At 71.1% G+C, this 17,102-nt stretch carries 8 protein-coding genes and 1 pseudogene; 8 read left to right on the top strand and 1 reads right to left on the bottom strand.

Translation table 11 applies throughout. The annotated features are described in order from the left end of the window. A partial coding sequence (locus EV562_RS08375; RefSeq protein ID WP_133886007.1) for a non-ribosomal peptide synthetase occupies window positions 1–3,557 on the bottom strand: 3,557 nt, incomplete at its 3' end. A 692-nt stretch (window positions 3,558–4,249) separates the two neighbouring features. Here EV562_RS08375 and EV562_RS08370 point away from each other — a divergent pair. From EV562_RS08370 to EV562_RS08340, 8 genes and pseudogenes are all read left to right on the top strand, one after another. After that, window positions 4,250–5,650 (top strand): serine hydroxymethyltransferase, encoded by a 1,401-nt coding sequence (locus tag EV562_RS08370; RefSeq protein ID WP_133886006.1) that lies wholly within the window; start codon window positions 4,250–4,252, stop codon window positions 5,648–5,650. Between the two features lie 50 nt (window positions 5,651–5,700). Further along, window positions 5,701–9,792: an amino acid adenylation domain-containing protein gene (locus EV562_RS08365; RefSeq protein ID WP_243860002.1), complete on the top strand. Its 4,092-nt coding sequence runs from the start codon at window positions 5,701–5,703 to the stop codon at window positions 9,790–9,792. A 632-nt stretch (window positions 9,793–10,424) separates the two neighbouring features. After that, window positions 10,425–11,273, top strand: coding sequence for a DUF4097 family beta strand repeat-containing protein (locus EV562_RS08360; protein ID WP_133886004.1), 849 nt, complete (start codon window positions 10,425–10,427; stop codon window positions 11,271–11,273). A 133-nt stretch (window positions 11,274–11,406) separates the two neighbouring features. Next, window positions 11,407–11,499: pseudogene (locus tag EV562_RS35470) on the top strand (IS5/IS1182 family transposase); the annotation flags it as partial. Between the two features lie 478 nt (window positions 11,500–11,977). Further along, the gene (locus EV562_RS08355; RefSeq protein ID WP_133886003.1) at window positions 11,978–13,321 is read left to right on the top strand and encodes a SidA/IucD/PvdA family monooxygenase; all 1,344 of its coding nucleotides are present in this window, start codon (window positions 11,978–11,980) and stop codon (window positions 13,319–13,321) included. A 197-nt stretch (window positions 13,322–13,518) separates the two neighbouring features. Continuing rightward, window positions 13,519–14,082 carry a hypothetical protein gene (locus EV562_RS08350; RefSeq protein WP_133886002.1) on the top strand — a complete coding sequence of 188 codons (564 nt, stop codon included), beginning with the start codon at window positions 13,519–13,521 and terminating at the stop codon, window positions 14,080–14,082. 117 nt (window positions 14,083–14,199) lie between these two features. Beyond that, a complete protein-coding gene (locus tag EV562_RS08345; protein WP_243860001.1) occupies window positions 14,200–14,949 on the top strand; it encodes a DUF4097 family beta strand repeat-containing protein in 750 nt (249 codons plus the stop codon). A 262-nt stretch (window positions 14,950–15,211) separates the two neighbouring features. Beyond that, complete coding sequence (locus tag EV562_RS08340; RefSeq protein WP_133886000.1) at window positions 15,212–16,876, top strand: MFS transporter; 1,665 nt, start codon at window positions 15,212–15,214, stop codon at window positions 16,874–16,876. The last annotated feature ends 226 nt before the right edge of the window (window positions 16,877–17,102 follow it).

Raw genomic sequence — 17,102 nt, 5'->3', positions numbered from 1 at the left:
ACGATCAACAACCGGCCCGACACCCCCTCCCCCGCGTCGAACCACACGAACCGCGCCATCACCCCACCGGCCGGATCCAGACCACCCAACGCACCATCCAGCTCACGCGCCGCCACATCCCGCCACGCCCCCGACTCCCACCGCCCGTCACACACCACCCGCCGCACCAGACCCGCAACCTCCACACACCCCGGAACACCCACCTCCAACTCCCAGCCCGAACCACCCTCACCCCGCACCAAAGAAGACCGCAGCACATCATGACGATCCACCACCGCCCCCAACGTCCCCAGCAACTCCACCTCGGAGATACCCACCGGCAGATCGCAGACCAATGACATGGAGAACCGGTCGTGCTGCGGGGTCAGTTCGGTGAGCCAGGCGCCGACGGGCAGCAGCGGCATCCGTCCCACACCGCCGCCCGGAAGCTCCTCCAGCACCACGGCCTCACCGACCGTCCGCGCCCGCACCGCCAGCTCCGCCACCGTCCGGCACTCGAACACATCCCGCGGCGACACCTCCACACCCCGGGCCCGAGCCCGCGTCACCACCTGGATCGAGCGGATGCTGTCCCCGCCCACGGCGAAGAAGTCGTCGTCCACACCCACCCGCTCAAGCCCCAGCACCTCGGCGAACACCGCCGCCAGCGCCACTTCACCCGGCGACGACGGAGCCCGGTACGCACCACCCGAGAACTCCGGCTCCGGCAACGCCCGCCGGTCCAGCTTCCCGTTCGGATCCAACGGCAACCGGTCCAGGACGACCAGTGCGGCGGGCACCATGAACTCGGGCAGACGGTCGGCGGCGAACCGGCGGACCTCGGTGGCGTCGAGCCGGCCGCCGGCGGGCACCAGGTAGCCCACGAGCTGCTTGCCGCCGTCCGCCTCACGGACGAGTGCGGCGGCCTGGGCGACCCCGGGGTGTGCGGTGAGGGCGGCCTCCACCTCCGCGGGTTCGATGCGGAATCCTCGCACCTTCACCTGGGTGTCGTCCCGCCCGACGCACTCCAGTTGGCCGTCGGCCGTCCATCGGGCCAGGTCGCCCGTGCGGTACATGCGGCTGCCCGGCTCACCGAACGGGTCGGCGACGAAGCGCTCCGCGGTCAGCCCGGGCCGCTCGTGGTAGCCGCGGCCGACGGCGCCGGCCACGTACAGCTCGCCGACCACGCCCACCGGGACCGGGGTGAGGCCGGGGCCCAGCACATAGGTGCGCATGTTGCCGAGCGGCAGGCCGATCGGGGCACTGCTGCCGCGGTCCCAGCGCTCCGAGGCGGCCAGCTCGAAGGTGGTCGCGTAGAAACTCTCGCTCTGTCCGTAGCCGTTGAGGATCCGGACGGCGGGCATGGCCGCGCGGACCCGGTTCATGAGAGAGGCCGGCAGTACCTCGCCGGCGAAGATCACCGCGTCGACCGTGGTGCGGTCGGCGATCTCGTCGAGCAGTTCGGCGAAGACGGACGGCACGCAGCTGATCACGCTGCCGGTCCAGCTGTCGCGTTCGGCGAGTTCCAGCACGTCGCGCACGATCTCGACGACTCCGCCGGCGCCGAGCGCGGTGAAGATCTCGAAGACGGACACGTCGAAGTTGACGGAGGTGCCCGCGAGTACGCGGGAACCCTCACCGACGCCGACCCGTTCGATGAGCCGGGCGACGCCGTTGACGGCACCGGCGTGGGTGATGGCGACGCCCTTGGGGTTGCCGGTGGAACCGGACGTGTACATCACGTACGCCACGTTCTCCGGCCGCAGCGGAGCCGACCGCTCCCCCTCCGACAGATCCGCGCTCTCACCGCCGCCCAGGTCCACGTCCTCCAGCAACAACGACGGCACACCGACATCCGGCACCACACCCGCCGTCGCCGCATCCGTCAGCACCAGCGCCGGAGCCGCCTCCGCCACGATGTAGTCCAGCCGCCGGCTCGGATACCGCGGATCGATCGGCACATAACCCGCACCCGACTTCAAGATCCCCAGCAGACCCACCACCAGATCCGCCGACCGCGGCAGCGCCAGCCCCACCAGCGACTCGGGACCCACACCCCGGCCCACCAGCACACGCGCCAGCCGGTTCGCCCGCGCGTTCAGCTCACCGTACGACCACTCCACGTCACCGCAGACCACCGCACGCGCGTCCGGAGCCGACACCACCCGCCGCTCCACCAACTCCACCAGGGATGCGGCCGGCCACGGGGCCCGGGTGTCGTTCGCCTCCGTCACCAGCCGCCCGTACTCACCGGGCAGCAGCACGTCCACGGCGCCCACCGGCACGGAGGGGTCGGTGACCACGGTGCGCAGCACGCGCACGAACCGGTCGGCGAACCCTGCCGCGGTGTCGTGGTCGAAGAGTTCCGTCGCGTACTCGAGGGTGCCGGTGAGACTTTCCCCGGAGGGATCGAGACCGAAGGCGAATTCGAGGTCGAACTTGGCGGTGTGGGTGGACACCGGTTCCATGACGGCGGTCAGCCCCGGCAGGTCGAGGCCGACCAGCGCGGTGTCCTGCCAGGCGAACATCACCTGGAACAGCGGGTGGTAGGCGCTGGAGCGCTCGGGGTTGAGGAGTTCCACGAGCCGCTCGAAGGGGGCGTCCTGGTTGTCGTAGGCCGCCAGGGCCTTGCCGCGCACCCGCTCCAGCACCTCGGAGAAGGCCGGGTTGCCCGACAGGTCCGCCCGTAGCACCCAGGTGTTCACGAAGAAGCCGACCAGATCGCCCAGGGCCTCGTCGCCCCGGCCCGCGACGGGCGCCCCGATCGACACGTCCTCGCCACCGCCCAGCCGGCCCAGCAGCACCGACAGGGCGGCCTGGAGCACGATCGGCGCGGAGGCGCCGCAGGACCGGGCGAGGTCCTGGACGCCCGCCCAGGTGCCGGGGTCGACGGAGAAGCTCACGACACCGCCCTCGTGGCCGGGCACGGGCGGCCTGGGGCGGTCGGCGGGCAGCTGGATCTGCTGGGGCGCACCGGCCAGTTCGCCCTGCCAGTAGGCGAGTTGTGCGCTCAGTTCGCTCTCGGGGTCGGACTCCTCGCCCAGCGCTTCGCGCTGCCACAGGGTGTAGTCGGCGTACTGGACCGGCAGTTCCTCCCAGCCCGGGGCACCGCCGTCCAGGCGTGCGGTGTACGCCGCCGACAGGTCACGGGCCAGCGGCGCCATCGACTCCCCGTCGAAGGCGATGTGGTGCATGACCAGGACCAGGGCGTGTTCCCGCGTCCCGAGGCGCAGGAGCGTGGCGCGGAAGGGGATCTCGCGGGAGAGGTCGAAGGCATGGCGGGCGGCCTCGGTGACGGCGGCCTCCTCGTCCTCGGGGGCGACCTCGCGCACCGGCAGGTCCGGCGCCGCCTCGTCGGCCGGGACGACGCGCTGGAACGGCACACCGCCCTCGTCCTCGTCGAACACGGTCCGCAGGCTCTCGTGCCGCTCCACCACGTCCCGCACCGCGGCGGTGAGCGCGTCCACGTCCAGCGCGCCCGAGAGCCGCACGACCACCGGGAGGTTGTAGGTGGCCGAGGGACCCTCGAAACGGTGCAGGAACCACAACCGGCGCTGCGCGAAGGACAACTGGATCATTTCGCCTCTACTTCCTTGGTCATCGTTTCGCGGACGCGGTCGGCCGGCACGGGAACAACGGGCCGGCTCATCGGTAGCCCTGCGGATATCGCGGGTTCGGCAATCCGGACAGCGGGAAAGCACGCTGGTTCAGGAATCAGAGAATGTCTTCCGGGTGCGCTCGTCCGGCATTCTCTTCGGACCGCGCACGCCTTGAGAGCTTCCGGTGTTCCCGGCGGCCGGGTCAAGCGCCTTCGGCCCGGGGCATCACCCTCCGTGCCGACGGCGTCCTGTCGACGGGACAGCATGTGCGCCGTCGGCCGGGCACGGGCCCGCCTCGGGCCAGTACGCTGCGTGGACGCGGGGTGGCGCCCGGAACGCCGCCGCAATCATCAGGCCGGAGCCTGTCCGGCGCACCTGTTGCGCGAATGCGCCCGCCGCACGCGGGGCCGGTTATCGATACCCCCGCTCTCTGCGCGTCTCCTCGGCGAGCGGCGGAAGCTCCGGAATTCCACGCACATTCACCTTGCAGTGACGCACGTGTTGACCCAGACCTCGACCCAGACACAGAGGTGCAGGAGATGGCCCGTCAGTCGAATACCACAGCGGTGGCAACAGCGCACTCGACGCCCGACGCAGAAAACGACGAAAGGGGTGCAACCGACCTTCCGCCCGCGGTGGCGGGCGCGCAGAGAGCCGCGTTGAGCAGCGGCATGGACGTTCTGCACCGCACCGACCCGGAACTGGCCGAGATGCTCGACACCGAGGTGCACCAACAGCGGACGACGCTGGCCATGGTGGCCTCGGCGAGCATCGCCGATCCCTCGGTGCTGGCGGCCGGTGGGGCGGCGCTGTCCAACGTGACGGCCGAGGGCTACCCCGGAGCGCGCTACCATCCGGGCGCGGCGCAGTTCGACCGGGTCGAGCGCCTGGCGGTGGCGCGGGCCAAGCACCTCTTCGGCGCCGAGTACGCCAACGTGCAGCCGCACTCGTGCTCGTCCGCCAATCTGGCCGTCCTGGCCGCACTGCTCCCGCCGGGCGGCACGCTGCTCGGCCTCGACCTGGACTCCGGCGGTCACCTCACGCACGGCTCGCCTGCGTCGGTGACGGGGCGTCACTACCACGCGGTGCACTACGGTCTGGACGACAGCGGCCGGATCGACTTCGGCCAGGTGGCGGAACTGGCGGCGGAGCACCGGCCCCGCGTGCTGATCGCCGGGGCGAGCGCGTATCCGCGCACGCTGGACTTCCCCCGGTTCCGGCAGATCGCCGACTCGGTGGGAGCCTATCTGCTGGCGGACATCTCCCACATCGCCGGCCTGGTCGCGGCGGGTGAGCATCCGAGTCCGGTCAACGTCGCCCATGTGACGACGATGAGCACCTACAAACAGCTCGGCGGTCCCCGCGGAGGTCTGATCCTCAGCGGACAGGAACACCGCTCCCCCGGGCCCGACGGAGCCACCCCGCTGTACCGGCTCCTCCAGCGGGCGGTCTTCCCCCAGACCCAGGGAACGCCGAGCCCGGGGCTGATCGCGGCCAAGGCGCGGGCCCTCGCCCTCGCCTCGGGACTGGACTTCCTGCGCACGGCCCAGCTGATCGTGGACGACGCGCGGCGACTGGCCGCCGAGCTGGAGGAGCTCGGCCACCGGGTGCTGACCGGAGGGACCGACAACCACATGGTCCTCCTCGACGTCCGCCCCCACGGGCTCTCCGGGGTGGTGGCCGAGCGCGCCCTGGAGCGGTGCGGCATCCTGGCCAATCGCAACAGGATCCCCGGTGACACGAAGCCGCCGCTGGTCACCAGCGGTCTGCGGCTGGGCACCAACATCCTCGCGCAGCGCGGTATGGGGCCCGAGGAGATGCGGGAGTGCGCGCGGCTGCTGCACGCGGTGCTGACCGCGACGACGGCGGTGACCGACACCGAGTACCGGCTCGACCCGCGCACAGCCGCCGAGCTGCGTGCCGAGGTCGAGGCGCTGTGTGCCCGCCATCCGCTCCCGGCCGACGCCGGCCCGCTCGTCGCGGCTCCCCTCGCCACGGGGTCGCACGCCACGGAGTCGCACGCCACGCCGGCACGCGCCGCGGAGGTTCTCGCCGCGGGAGCCGAGCAGTGAGCGGGCCGGTGCTTTCCGGGAGCACGCCCACGACGCTGCCGCCCGTGCTGATGCCCGCGGACCGGCCGCGCCACCCCGCGTACGTGCCCGCCTGTTCGGCCGTGGTGCACAGCGGACTCGGACTCGCGGCGAAGGAACTGGGCGACGACTGGTCCCGTCTGGTGCTGGCGGGATGGGCCGCCTTGCTGTCCCGCTGCACGGGACTGCCGCGGATCGGCCTGCTCAGGACGGACGACACGGGCCGCACCGAGCGGACGGAAGTGGCCGTCGACCCCGACGCGCCCCTGCGCGCGCAGGGGATCACGGCGGTGGACGCCACGGACGCGGTCACGGCGACGGTGGGGATCCGCTTCGCGGACGCGGCCGGAGCCGCCACCGGATCCCCGGGGTGCGAACTGGAGCTGATCGTCCGGGCGGAGGAGGACGGATCTCTGACCGCCGCCCTGCACCACGACCCCCGCCTGTTCGACGAGGTCACCGCCGCGCGCTGGCTCGACCACTTCCGGACGCTGGTCTCGGACGCGGCGGCGCGCCCCGACCGCCCGGTCTCCCGGCTGCGCCTGCTGACCGAGGCGCAGGCGCGGCGCACCCTCGTCGAATGGAACAGGACCGAGGCAAAGCTGCCGCACGACACCTGCCTGCACGAGGCGTTCGAGGCACACGCGCGGCGGGCACCGGACGCCGTCGCGCTCGTGCACGGCGGTGAACGGTGGACCTACCGGCGGGTCGACGAGGACGCCAACCGCCTGGCGCACAGGCTGCGTTCGCTCGGCGTGGGCCCGGACGTCCGGGTCGGGCTGTGCCTGGACCGCTCCCCGGGACTGCTGACGGCGCTGCTCGGCGTGCTCAAGGCCGGCGGAGCCTACGTCCCGCTGGACCCGGCCTACCCCGCGGCCCGGATCGAGACCATGGTCGAAGGCACGTCCTGCACGGTGATGGTCAGCCGCGGCGACCTCGCCGGCAATCTGCCCCAGGCGGGCGCCGGCACCCCCCTCGTACTGCTCGACCGGGACGCCGAGGCGCTGAGCGCACTCAGCCCGGCACCCCTCGCCCCCACGGCGGGACCGGAGAACCTCTGCTACATCATCCACACCTCGGGCTCGACCGGAGTGCCGAAGCCCATCGCGCTGCGCCACCGCGGAGTGATGAACAACATCGCGGACCTCAACTTGCGGTTCGGTGTGGGCCCGGGGGACTCGGTGCTCGCGCTGTCCTCACCGAGCTTCGACATGTCCGTGTACGAGTTCCTCGGTCTCACCGCGGCCGGCGGCACGGTCGTCGTCCCGGACCGGGACCGCGTGCAGGACCCCGCGCACTGGGCGGGGCTGATCGGGTCGGAGCACGTCACGGTGTGGAACTCGGCCCCGGCCCTGCTCGGGCTGCTCGCCGACCACCTGGAGCAGACCGGTACCGGTCCCCTGCCGTCGCTGCGGCTGGCCCTGCTCGGCGGCGACTGGGTGCCGGTCCCGCTGCCCGACCGTGTCCGGGCGCACGCACCCGGCCTGCGCTTCGTGGTGATGGGCGGCGCCACCGAGGCCTCCATCCATTCCACGCTCTACGAGGTGGAGCGGGTCGATCCGGCCTGGAACAGCATCCCCTACGGCCGCCCGATGGCCAACCAGCGCACGTACATCCTCGACGAGTACCTCCAGCCGGTGCCGCCGGGGGTGCCGGGCGAGCTGTTCCTCGCGGGCATCGGGCTCGCCCGCGGTTATCTGGACCAGCCCGAGCGCACCGCCGAGCGGTTCGTCGACTGGTCCTGGGACGACGTCGTGCGGGAACGCCTGTACCGTACGGGCGATCTCGCTCGGTTCGGCGCCGACGGGATGATCGAGCTGCTCGGCCGCACCGACTTCCAGGTGAAGATCAACGGGCTGCGGGTGGAGCTGGGCGAGATCGAGGCGCTGCTGCGCTCGGCGCCCGGGGTGCGGCAGACCGCGGTGGCCGCGCGCGACGGGCGGCTGGTGGGCTACGTCGTCCCGGACGGTCCCGGTACGGCCGGCGAGGACCGGGAGGAGGAACTGCGCGCCCTGGTGGCGGCCCGGTTGCCGGCGTACATGGTGCCGCACGCGATCATGACGCTGGAGGCGCTGCCGCTGACCCCGAACGGCAAGCTCGACCGCAAGGGCCTCCCCGCGCCGCAGCGCACCGGTGCCGTCTACCGGGCGCCCGCGACCGCCGCGGAGAAGGCGCTGGCAGTGATCTTCGCGGAGGTCCTGGGTCTTGACCGGGTGGGGCTGGACGACGACTTCCTCGCCCTGGGCGGCGACAGCATCGGCGCGATCCGGGTGGTCACCCGGGCCGGCGCCCGAGGGCTGGGACTGACTTCCCGTCAGGTTCTGGAGCGGCGTACGGTGGCCGCGCTCTCCGAGGTCGCGACCGCGGTCGCCGCGACCGGGACCGACGGCGGTGCCGCGCCGCGGGAACCGCTGTTCGCCGCCGGCGCCCAGGACGTCGAGGAGTGGCGCCGCGCCCATCCGGGGCTCGCCGGAGTCTGGCCGCTGACGCCGATGCAGTCGGGCATGCTGTTCGACTCGACGCTCCGGGAGACGGGCGAGGACCCCTATCATCTCCAGACGCTGTTCCGCCTGTCGGGGCGGATCGACGCCGACGTACTGCGGGCCGGCGCCCAGGCTCTGCTCGACCGGCACCCGAGTCTGCGCGCCGCGTTCGTGCGGGACTCGGCCGACAACCAGGTGTCGCTCGTGGTCGACGGGCTGGAACTGCCGTGGCGCGTCGTGGACTGCGGCGAACTGGGCGAGACGGGCCGCGAGGAGGCGCTGCAGCGGTTCCTCGCCGAGGACAGGGCCGAGCGCTTCGACCTTTCCACCCCGCCACTGGTGCGGATGACGCTGCTTCGTTTCGGGCCGGAACCGGCGGTGCTCGTCCTCAGCGCACACCACGCGCTGTTGGACGGCTGGTCGGAGCAGGTGCTGGCCGGTGATCTGGTGCGGTTGTGCGCCGCGGGCGGCGACGGCGCCGCTCTGCCGGCGCCGCGCGGCTTCGAGGACTTCCTGGGCTGGCTGTCCCGGCGGGACCAGGAGGCCGCGGCCCGTGCATGGCGGGAGGAACTCGCGGGCGTCGAGGCGCCGACGCTGCTGGCACCCGCCGTCCGGCCGGACGCCCCGGCCGGCGGCACCGGCGAGGCCGTCCTGCCGCTGGTGACGGGCCGCTCGGAGGGCGTGGCACAGGCCGCGGCCCGCCTGGGCGTGACGGCGAACACGGTGGTGCAGGGCGCGTGGGCCATGGTGCTGTCCGCGCTGACCGGGCGGACGGACGTGGTGTTCGGCGCCACGGTGTCCGGCCGGCCCGGCTCGCTGGCCGGCGTGGAGTCGATGGTCGGCCTGTTCATCAACACCGTTCCGGTGCGCGTGCGATGCGAGCCCGGACAGCCGGTGGCGCGGCTGCTGGCCGGGTTGCACGAGCGGCAGACCTCGCTGCTGGACCACCACCACCGCGGCCTCACCGACGTCCACCGGGACGCGGGGCTCGGGGCGCTCTTCGACACGCTGGTGGTCTTCCAGTCGTATCCGGCCGACCGGCCGGGCGCCGAGGCCGTCGCCGCTGCCGGGTTCGAGGTCACCGGTGTCGGCTCCGTGGGCGGCGTCAGCTACCCGCTGGCCCTGTTCGTGGAGCCGGACCGGCTGGTGGTGCAGTACCACCCCGACCGGTTCGACCGGCGTTTCGCCGAGCTGGTCGCCGATCGCTTCCGCGCCGTCCTCGACCAGGTGCTGACCGAGCCGGACCGTCCCGTGGGGACGGTGGACGTCGCACTGAGCGCCCCCGACGTGCTCGCGTACGTCGCGAAGGACGGGCCGCAGCCGGCCTCACCGCCGCCCGGCAGGGACGTCGAAGCGCCCGCCGACGGCCGGGAGGGCGAGGTGAGCCCTCGGGAGGCAGCGATGTGCGAGCTGTTCGCCGAGGTTCTGGGCGTCGAGCGGGTGGGCGTCCACGACCGCTTCTTCGACATCGGCGTCAACTCGCTGATGGCCGGCCGTCTGGTCAGCCGGATGCGCAGGACGCTCGGTCTGACGGTCTCGATCCGGACGGTTTTCGAGCATCCGACCATCGCGCAGTTGGCCCGGCAGGCCGGCACCGGGACCACTCGCTCCCGTCCCGGCCTCCGCCGCATGTCCCGCTAGATCACCGGCCCCGCGCTCACCGCCCCCGGGGGCCGGGCCGGGCGACGAGGTGGCCGACGGCGCGATCCGCTGTCGGCCACCTCGCACGTGATCCGCCACCCTCCGCCCCGACGCCGGGCCCGGCGCGGAGAGGCCGGACGACGGCATCGCCGGGAGCCTTCCGCGGGCCTCGCACTCCGGGAAGATCCTGTTTGGCCGTATCTCGCTCCTCGGCCCCCTCGCTCGGGCTGAACCTGCCCGATCACCAGGAAGGGGGTCGGGTTGTGTGGTTGTTCCGCATGGCCCGAGGTGACCGGATTGAAGCGCCGTCACCCGCAGTTTCCGACCCCGTACGGTATGCACTCCCCGGATGGCGCTAATCTGGCACCACGTGGCGTCACCCGCTCCCGGCGGGGCGTCGCCGACAAAAGGCGCGGGCGCGTGTCCGGCGCGCGCTCCACACGGCTAACGCGAGGTGTCCAACGTGGTGAGGCTGGGTCGGATTCGGATGGGCCGTCCGGCGGTGCACATGCGCGCCCCGGTTGCGCGTGCTCCGGGGATGCAGCCGCGCACACGCCACGCAGCAGGGACCTGTGTCGTTCCGGCCGGCGGCTCAGACCCCGCGGCCGCAGTCCTCCCGGAGGCGGCCCGCGATGCCGACGTTCGACACACCCGCGCCTGTCCGGGTGATGCTCAGCCTGGTGTTCGGAGAGGTGCGGATCATCGCGAGCGAACGCGCCGACACGACGATCGAGGCTTACCCGCGGGAGGCCGGAGACCAGGGGGACGTGCGGACGGCCCGGCAGCTCCGCATCAATTACGCCGACGGCCGGCTGCTGGTGAACGTGCCGGAGACCGACAGCAACGGCGGGGCGGTCGTCGTGGTGATCGCCGTGCCGACCGGATCGAGTCTGCACGGGCGGGCCATGGCCGCGGACTTCCACGGCGTGGGGCAGCTGGGTGACTGCAGGCTCTCCACCGGCCTCGGCCACATCAGTCTGGACCGCACGGGCAGCCTGCAACTGACCGCCGCTCTGGGCGACATCACGGTGGACAGCGCCGCCGGCTCCGTCGAGGCCACCGTCGAGCGCGGCGACGTGCGCCTGGGGCACGTGGAGGGCAGGGCCACCGTCAGCTCCACCAGCGAGGGCGACGCCGTCCTGGGCGAGGTCCACGGAGTCGCCCGCCTGCACGCCGAGAGGGGTGACATCAGGATCCGGTGGGCGCACGCCGGGGTGGAGGCCCGGACGTCGCAGGGCGACGTCGACATCGGCAAGGTGGTGCGCGGTTCCGTGGTCGCCGACACCACCTTCGGCAACATCCGCATCGGCGTGGCGGAGACCAGTGGCACCCGCCTGGTCCTCGACTCCACCGCGGGCACCGTCTACACGTCCCTCTCCCTGCTGGACACCGACGAGTCGGTCGACGAGATGGTGCATGTCCACGCCCGGACCGTCATCGGTGACATCGTGGTGGAACGCGCCGGCTGCGGCGCGGAATGACCGGGCTCGGGCCTGCGCCCCGCCCTGTTCACCGACCGTCGCGCGGCCGGACGCCGTCTCGCCCGGTGTGACCGCTCGTCGAGCGGTGCCTGACGGACCCGGTGGAGCGCCGGGTGCCGGACGAGTGACGGCCGCCGACAGCCGCCCGGCCGGGGCAGCCGGCCTGCCACGGCCCGGCAGCCGCGACGCCTGCCGGGCCTTCACGGAGTCCGGCACCGACCCGGCCCGCAGTGTGAGACGGTGAGCGCCGTCCACCGCCGGGTCCGAGCCCGGGGACGGACCCGCCCTGTCTCGTGGACTGCCCCTGCCCCTGATGTCCCATGCGCCGCCACGAGCGAAAGGCCGAGCACTTCCCGGCCTTCGCCGTCATAGCCGCAGCCCTCACGGCTACCGTCGCCTCACCGAGCGAAACGACGCCTCGGGTAAGCGCAGGCGGAGCTGCTGTCCCGTCGGCAGGACAGCAGCTCCGCCGACGAATGGTGAGTCGCTGAGACCCGAGAAATCGCGAGTCGCCGGCGCCCGAGAAATCGAGAGGGCCTTGAAAGGCCAATCGAGCGCCACTACGTTGATTCCTTGCCGAGTCCGGGAAATCTCATCGCACCCTCCCAGCATTTCTCGGCCCACATCCTCTTCGGCTACCGTCACGGCCCGTAGAAGATTCTTGCAGCAGCCCTGTCACAGCCACGCCAACGGGAGAATTTTCCATGGGTACTTCCGACAACGAGATCTACGACGTGGTTGGCGTCGGGTTCGGTCCGTCCAACCTGTCACTCGCCGTCGCACTGGAAGAACACCGGGCCAGTAACGCCGATAAGCCACTGAGCGCCGTTTTCTTCGAACGGCAGCCCTCGTTCGGCTGGCACCGCAACATGCTGCTGCCGCAGACGACGATGCAGATTTCCTTCCTGAAGGACCTGGCAACTTTCCGAAATCCGGCGTCCCGGTACAGCTTCGTGTCCTACCTGCATGCCGCAGGACGACTGACGCAGTTCATCAACAACCAGGATTTCTACCCGTCCCGCCATGAATTCCACCAGTACCTCGAGTGGGTCGAGTCGAGTTTCACCCATCAGGTTTCCTACGACTCCGAGGTCGTCGCCGTACGGCTTCCCGAGCACACCGGTGCCGAGGCGGACCACGTCCAGGTGGAGATCCGCCGCACCGGCGGAGGGCAGCCCCGGCTGGTCAACGCACGCAATCTGGTGATCTCCACGGGCCTCGTACCGCGCATGCCGGACGGAGTGCGACAGGACGAGCGAGTGTGGCACAGCTCGGCGTTCCTGGAGCGGTTCCGCGGCATGAACCCGAACGACCTGAAGAACGTGGCGGTGGTGGGCGCCGGCCAGAGCGCCGCCGAGATCACCCGGTTCTTCCACGACACTCTTCCGCACGCCCAGGTGACCGCCGTCATCCCGTCCTACGGCTACTCCGTCGCCGACGACACCCCCTTCGCCAACCAGGTCTTCGACCCGAGCGCGGTGGACGACTACTACTTCGGCACCGGCCACACCCGTGAGGCGTTCTGGCGCTACCACCGCAACACCAACTACTCGGTGGTCGACGACGACCTGATCCGGGAGCTGCACCGGCGCGCCTACGAGGAGGACGTGAGCAAGACCAAGCGCCTGCGCTTCATGAACCTCACGCGGGTGACGGCGGTCAAGCGGGCCGGCACCGAGACCCGGGTCACGGTGAAGTCGCTGGTCGAGAGCGAGCCGCGGGAACTGGAGACCGACGTCCTGGTCTTCGCCACCGGATACGACTCCATGGATCCGGGTCGCCTTCTGACCTCGCTGGACGGGCACTTCCTGCGCGACGACGCCGGGCGTTACCGGGTGGAGCGCAACTACCGGCTGTCTGCCGCTTCCCCGCTGCCCGCCGACGTGTACCTCCAGGGCGGCACGGAGCACACCCACGGTCTGACCTCCTCCCTGCTGTCGAACCTGGCGATGCGCAGCGGTGAGATCGTCGAGTCCATCGTGCAGCGCGGGACCGAACGGGAGCTGACCCGGAGCATCCCGGTCGCCGCCGAGCCGGCCGCCGGCTGACCCCTCCCCCATCCGACAGGGCGCTCCCCGATCGTCGGGGACGCCCTGTCGGCATGGCGTCATGAACTCACCTATGGCGCCACATGTGCCCGAGCCCGCTCCGGGGCCGCCGCCGCATGATGGCAGGCAAAGCCCAGGTTCGCGACCGAAAAACGCCGGGGCTTGCACCGGAGCCAAAGCGGTGCCATATTGGTGCCATGGACCTGACCCGGTACATCGACAACTTGCGACGAGAGGTCTCGGTCGCCGCCGAGGCGGAAGGCGAAGAAGGCCGCCTTCTCGCCGAGCGGCTCGTGGCCCAGCTCTCGTCGGCGCTCCAGCTGACCTTGCTGGAAGCACTGTCGGATGCCGCGGGCGAGATCACCCGGGAGCTGGTACCCGGTTCGGTGGAACTTCGGCTGCGCGGACTCGACCCCGGGTTCGTGGTCACCCTGCCGCCGGAGGACCGGGCATACGAAGCCGAGGCTGACGCCGAGGAGTTCAAGCACGCCCCTTCCTCCGGGACAGCGTCCATGCATCCGGAATCAGTACCGCTGGGCGGCGAGGGCAGTGGCACCGCCCGTATCAACTTCCGCCCCCCGGAGTACCTGAAGACCAAGATCGAGGAGGTCGCGGGCCGGGAAAGGCTGTCGGTGAACGCCTGGTTGATTCGAGCGGTCTCCTCGATGCTGGAGAGCGACGAACACGGACGCCCCGAAAGACGGGCCCCGCGCAGCGGGGCCCTGCGTCAGGTCCAACGCTACACGGGCTGGGTCAGATAGGTCCTCGGCTCCGAGGCCGAGCACCATCCGTCCGTCCATCCTCAGGGACACTCTGCCATCCCACCACGGAGTGCAGTCATGCCTGTTTTCCAGACACCTCTACCAGTCGCCGTGAGTATGGACCTCGGCGTCGGGCACGTGCGGCTGCACGCCGAGCAGCGTGTTGACACGGTCGTCGAGGTCACCCCGACCGACCCCGGTAACGAAGCGGACGTCAGGGCAGCCGACCAGACCGTGGTCGAGTACGCCGACCAGAAGCTCACCGTCAGAGGGCCCCGGCAGCGCGGTCTGTTCTCCCGCTCCGGCTCGGTCGACCTGACGATCGAGCTGCCGGACGGCTCCGAACTGTGGGCCGGCGCCCGCGAGGCGTCGTTCTACGCGAGCGGCCGGCTCGACAGCGTCCGCATCAAAACCTCGACCGGCGACATCCATCTGGAGGAGGCGGGACGGCTGGTACTCAATACGGGCGTCGGCGACATCACCGTGGACCGGGCCGGCGGTCCCCTGGAAGCCGCCACCGGATCCGGCACCCTGCGGATCCGCGAGTCGGCCGATTCCGCGGTGCTGAAGAGCTCCAACGGCATGATCGTCGTCGACAGAGCCCGGGACAATCTCGAAGCCAAGGCGGCCAACGGCGACGTCCGCGTGGGCAGTGTCGCGCGCGGCTCGGTCGTCCTGGGCACCTCGATCGGGCAGGTGGAGATCGGCATCGCGCCGAACACCACCGCCCTGCTCGACGTGCGGTCCGTCTCGGGCAGCATCCACAACTTCATGACACCGGCCGACGCCCCCGATCCGTCCGCACAGACGGTGAAGGTCGTCGCCAACACCACCATGGGTGACGTCGTCGTCCGGCGCAGCGTCTGAGGCGCCGCCCCGCCAGAGCACGGCACCGCTGCGCCCTCGTCGGCGAGCCGGTGCCGGTATCACGGGCCCCGGAGAGGACATCCCCCGCTCTCCGGGGCCTGCGCACCCAGAGAACACCGGCGTACGAGGTGGCCGCCTCGCACGCAAGGGGTCGGGATCGACTCCCTTCCGGTGCTCCCTGCTGTTGCACCGTGCCGGAACATGCCCGCTTGCATCCCGGTCCGTGTCCCGGCACGGTGCCCTAACGCACAAGGAATTCATCATGACAGAAGCAAGCAAGTCAACCACGGAGCACGGCGGTTCCTTAGACAGCGCCGTACCGGCCGCGAGTTCGGGCAAGACGTCCAGAGCAGCCTGGCTGAGTCTCGCCACGGTTGGCGTCGGCATCATGATGGTGCAGCTCGACGGCACGGTCGTGGTGGTCGCGAACCCGGCGATCGCCAAGGACCTCGACGCCGGCCTCAACAGCCTCCAGTGGGTGATGACCGGTTACCTGCTGGTCCTGGCGGGCCTGCTGATCCCGGCCGGCACCCTGGTCGACCGGATCGGCCGCAAGAAGGGGCTGCTGATCGGCCTCGTCGGCTTCACGATCGCTTCCGTACTGTGCGCGTTGTCGAACACCATCGAGCTGCTCATCGGGGCTCGTGTTCTCCAGGGCGTCTTCGGCGCCATGATGATTCCGGCGGCCCTCGCGGTGATCAAGGCCGCGTTCCCACCGGAGAAACTCGCCACCGCCATCGGCCTGTTCAGCGGTGTCACGGCCGTGTCCCTGGCCGGCGGTCCGCTGCTCGGCGGCGTGATGGTGGAGCACCTCACCTGGCAGTGGGTGTTCCTGATCAACCTGCCCTTCGGCGTGCTCAGTGTCGTCATGGCCGTCCTCTTCGTCCGCGAGTCGCGGCAGGAGCAGCCCGAGCCGCTCGATCTGCCCGGTGGTGTCGCGCTGACGCTGTCGATCGTCAGCCTGGTGTGGGCGCTGACGCACGGCCAGGAGGACGGCTGGACCTCCGTGCGCACCCTCGGCTACATCGGTCTGAGTGTGGTGCTGCTGATCGTCTTCGTGGTCGTCCAGCGGATGCGCCGCTTCCCGATGATCCCGCTGGAGCTGTTCCGCATCCGCTCCCTGTCCGTGGGATGCCTGCTGATGGTGGTCACGATGTTCGCCTTCTACGCGATCATCTACTACCTCAACTTCTTCCTGCAGGGCCTGCAGGGCAAGAGCCCGATGTCCGCGTCGGTGGCCCTGCTCCCGCTGACCCTGACGTTCATCGTCTCGGCGCCGCTGGGCGGCTGGGCCGTGGACAGGTTCGGTGTCAAGCAGTCCCTGGCCTTCGGTGCCCTGTGCATCACCGGAACGTCGCTGCTCCTGCTGCGTCTGGAGGGCGACTCGGGTGTCGCCACCGTGGGCCCGCCCCTGGTCCTGGGCGGCGTCGGGGTCGGCTTCATGATGGTGGCCGCCACCCAGGCGATCGTGGGCAGCGCGCCGGTGCAGAAGGCGGGCACGGCCTCGGGCATGCAGCAGTCCATGTCCCAGCTCGGCAGCCTGCTCGGCACGGCGGTCTTCGGTGCCTTCCTGGCCGCGTTCGTCAACAACCGCTTCGCGCAGGACCTGCGGGAGGCGTTCGGCGGCAAGGGTGGCCAGACCGTCGAGCAGCTGGCCGACGACAAGCAGGTGCACAAGCTGATCGAGCTGGGCTTCCCGCCGAGTGCGCAGGAGGCTCTGGAGAAGGAGCTGACCAACGCCGGAATGTCGGCGGGTCAGGTCAAGGAGTTCTCGGCGACCATGACCCAGGCCGCCCACGACACCTTCCTGAACGGCCTGCACACCGTGTTCCTGATCAGCGCGGGCGTCGCGGTCGCCGCCGCGCTGCTCTCCCTGCTGGTGTCCAACGAGGACACCAAGGGCGACCAGATGGCCGCCTTCCTGTAACCACTGCGCAGCGAAGCCCCCGCGACACCTGTCACCGGGGGCTTCGCTGCGCTGCGGTGGGCCCGCTCGTGAGGCGGAGCGTGGAACGAGGGTGGCCTGCCCCGTACTCCGGTGAACCGCCTTCGCACGCGTCGGCATGGTGGCCGCACGCATAACCGCCCCTCGAACTGTGTGGCCCCGTCACATGTGCACCTGACCTGCGGATTCCTACGGTATGGCGACACAC

This window comes from Streptomyces sp. BK208 (assembly GCF_004364245.1).
Lineage (GTDB): Bacteria > Actinomycetota > Actinomycetes > Streptomycetales > Streptomycetaceae > Streptomyces.
The sequence above is the reverse complement of the archived record's forward strand: the minus strand, read 5'-3'. Positions and strand labels throughout refer to the sequence as shown.

Excerpts from the sequence above, each read along its gene's own strand:
- EV562_RS08370 (WP_133886006.1), top strand. The coding sequence starts at position 4,250 with ATGGACGTTCTGCACCGCACCGACCCGGAACTGGCCGAGATGCTCGAC.
- EV562_RS08340 (WP_133886000.1), top strand. The coding sequence starts at position 15,212 with ATGACAGAAGCAAGCAAGTCAACCACGGAGCACGGCGGTTCCTTAGAC.
- EV562_RS08345 (WP_243860001.1), top strand. The coding sequence starts at position 14,200 with ATGGACCTCGGCGTCGGGCACGTGCGGCTGCACGCCGAGCAGCGTGTT.
- EV562_RS08355 (WP_133886003.1), top strand. The coding sequence starts at position 11,978 with ATGGGTACTTCCGACAACGAGATCTACGACGTGGTTGGCGTCGGGTTC.
- EV562_RS08360 (WP_133886004.1), top strand. The coding sequence starts at position 10,425 with ATGCCGACGTTCGACACACCCGCGCCTGTCCGGGTGATGCTCAGCCTG.
- EV562_RS08350 (WP_133886002.1), top strand. The coding sequence starts at position 13,519 with ATGGACCTGACCCGGTACATCGACAACTTGCGACGAGAGGTCTCGGTC.
- EV562_RS08365 (WP_243860002.1), top strand. The coding sequence starts at position 5,701 with ATGCCCGCGGACCGGCCGCGCCACCCCGCGTACGTGCCCGCCTGTTCG.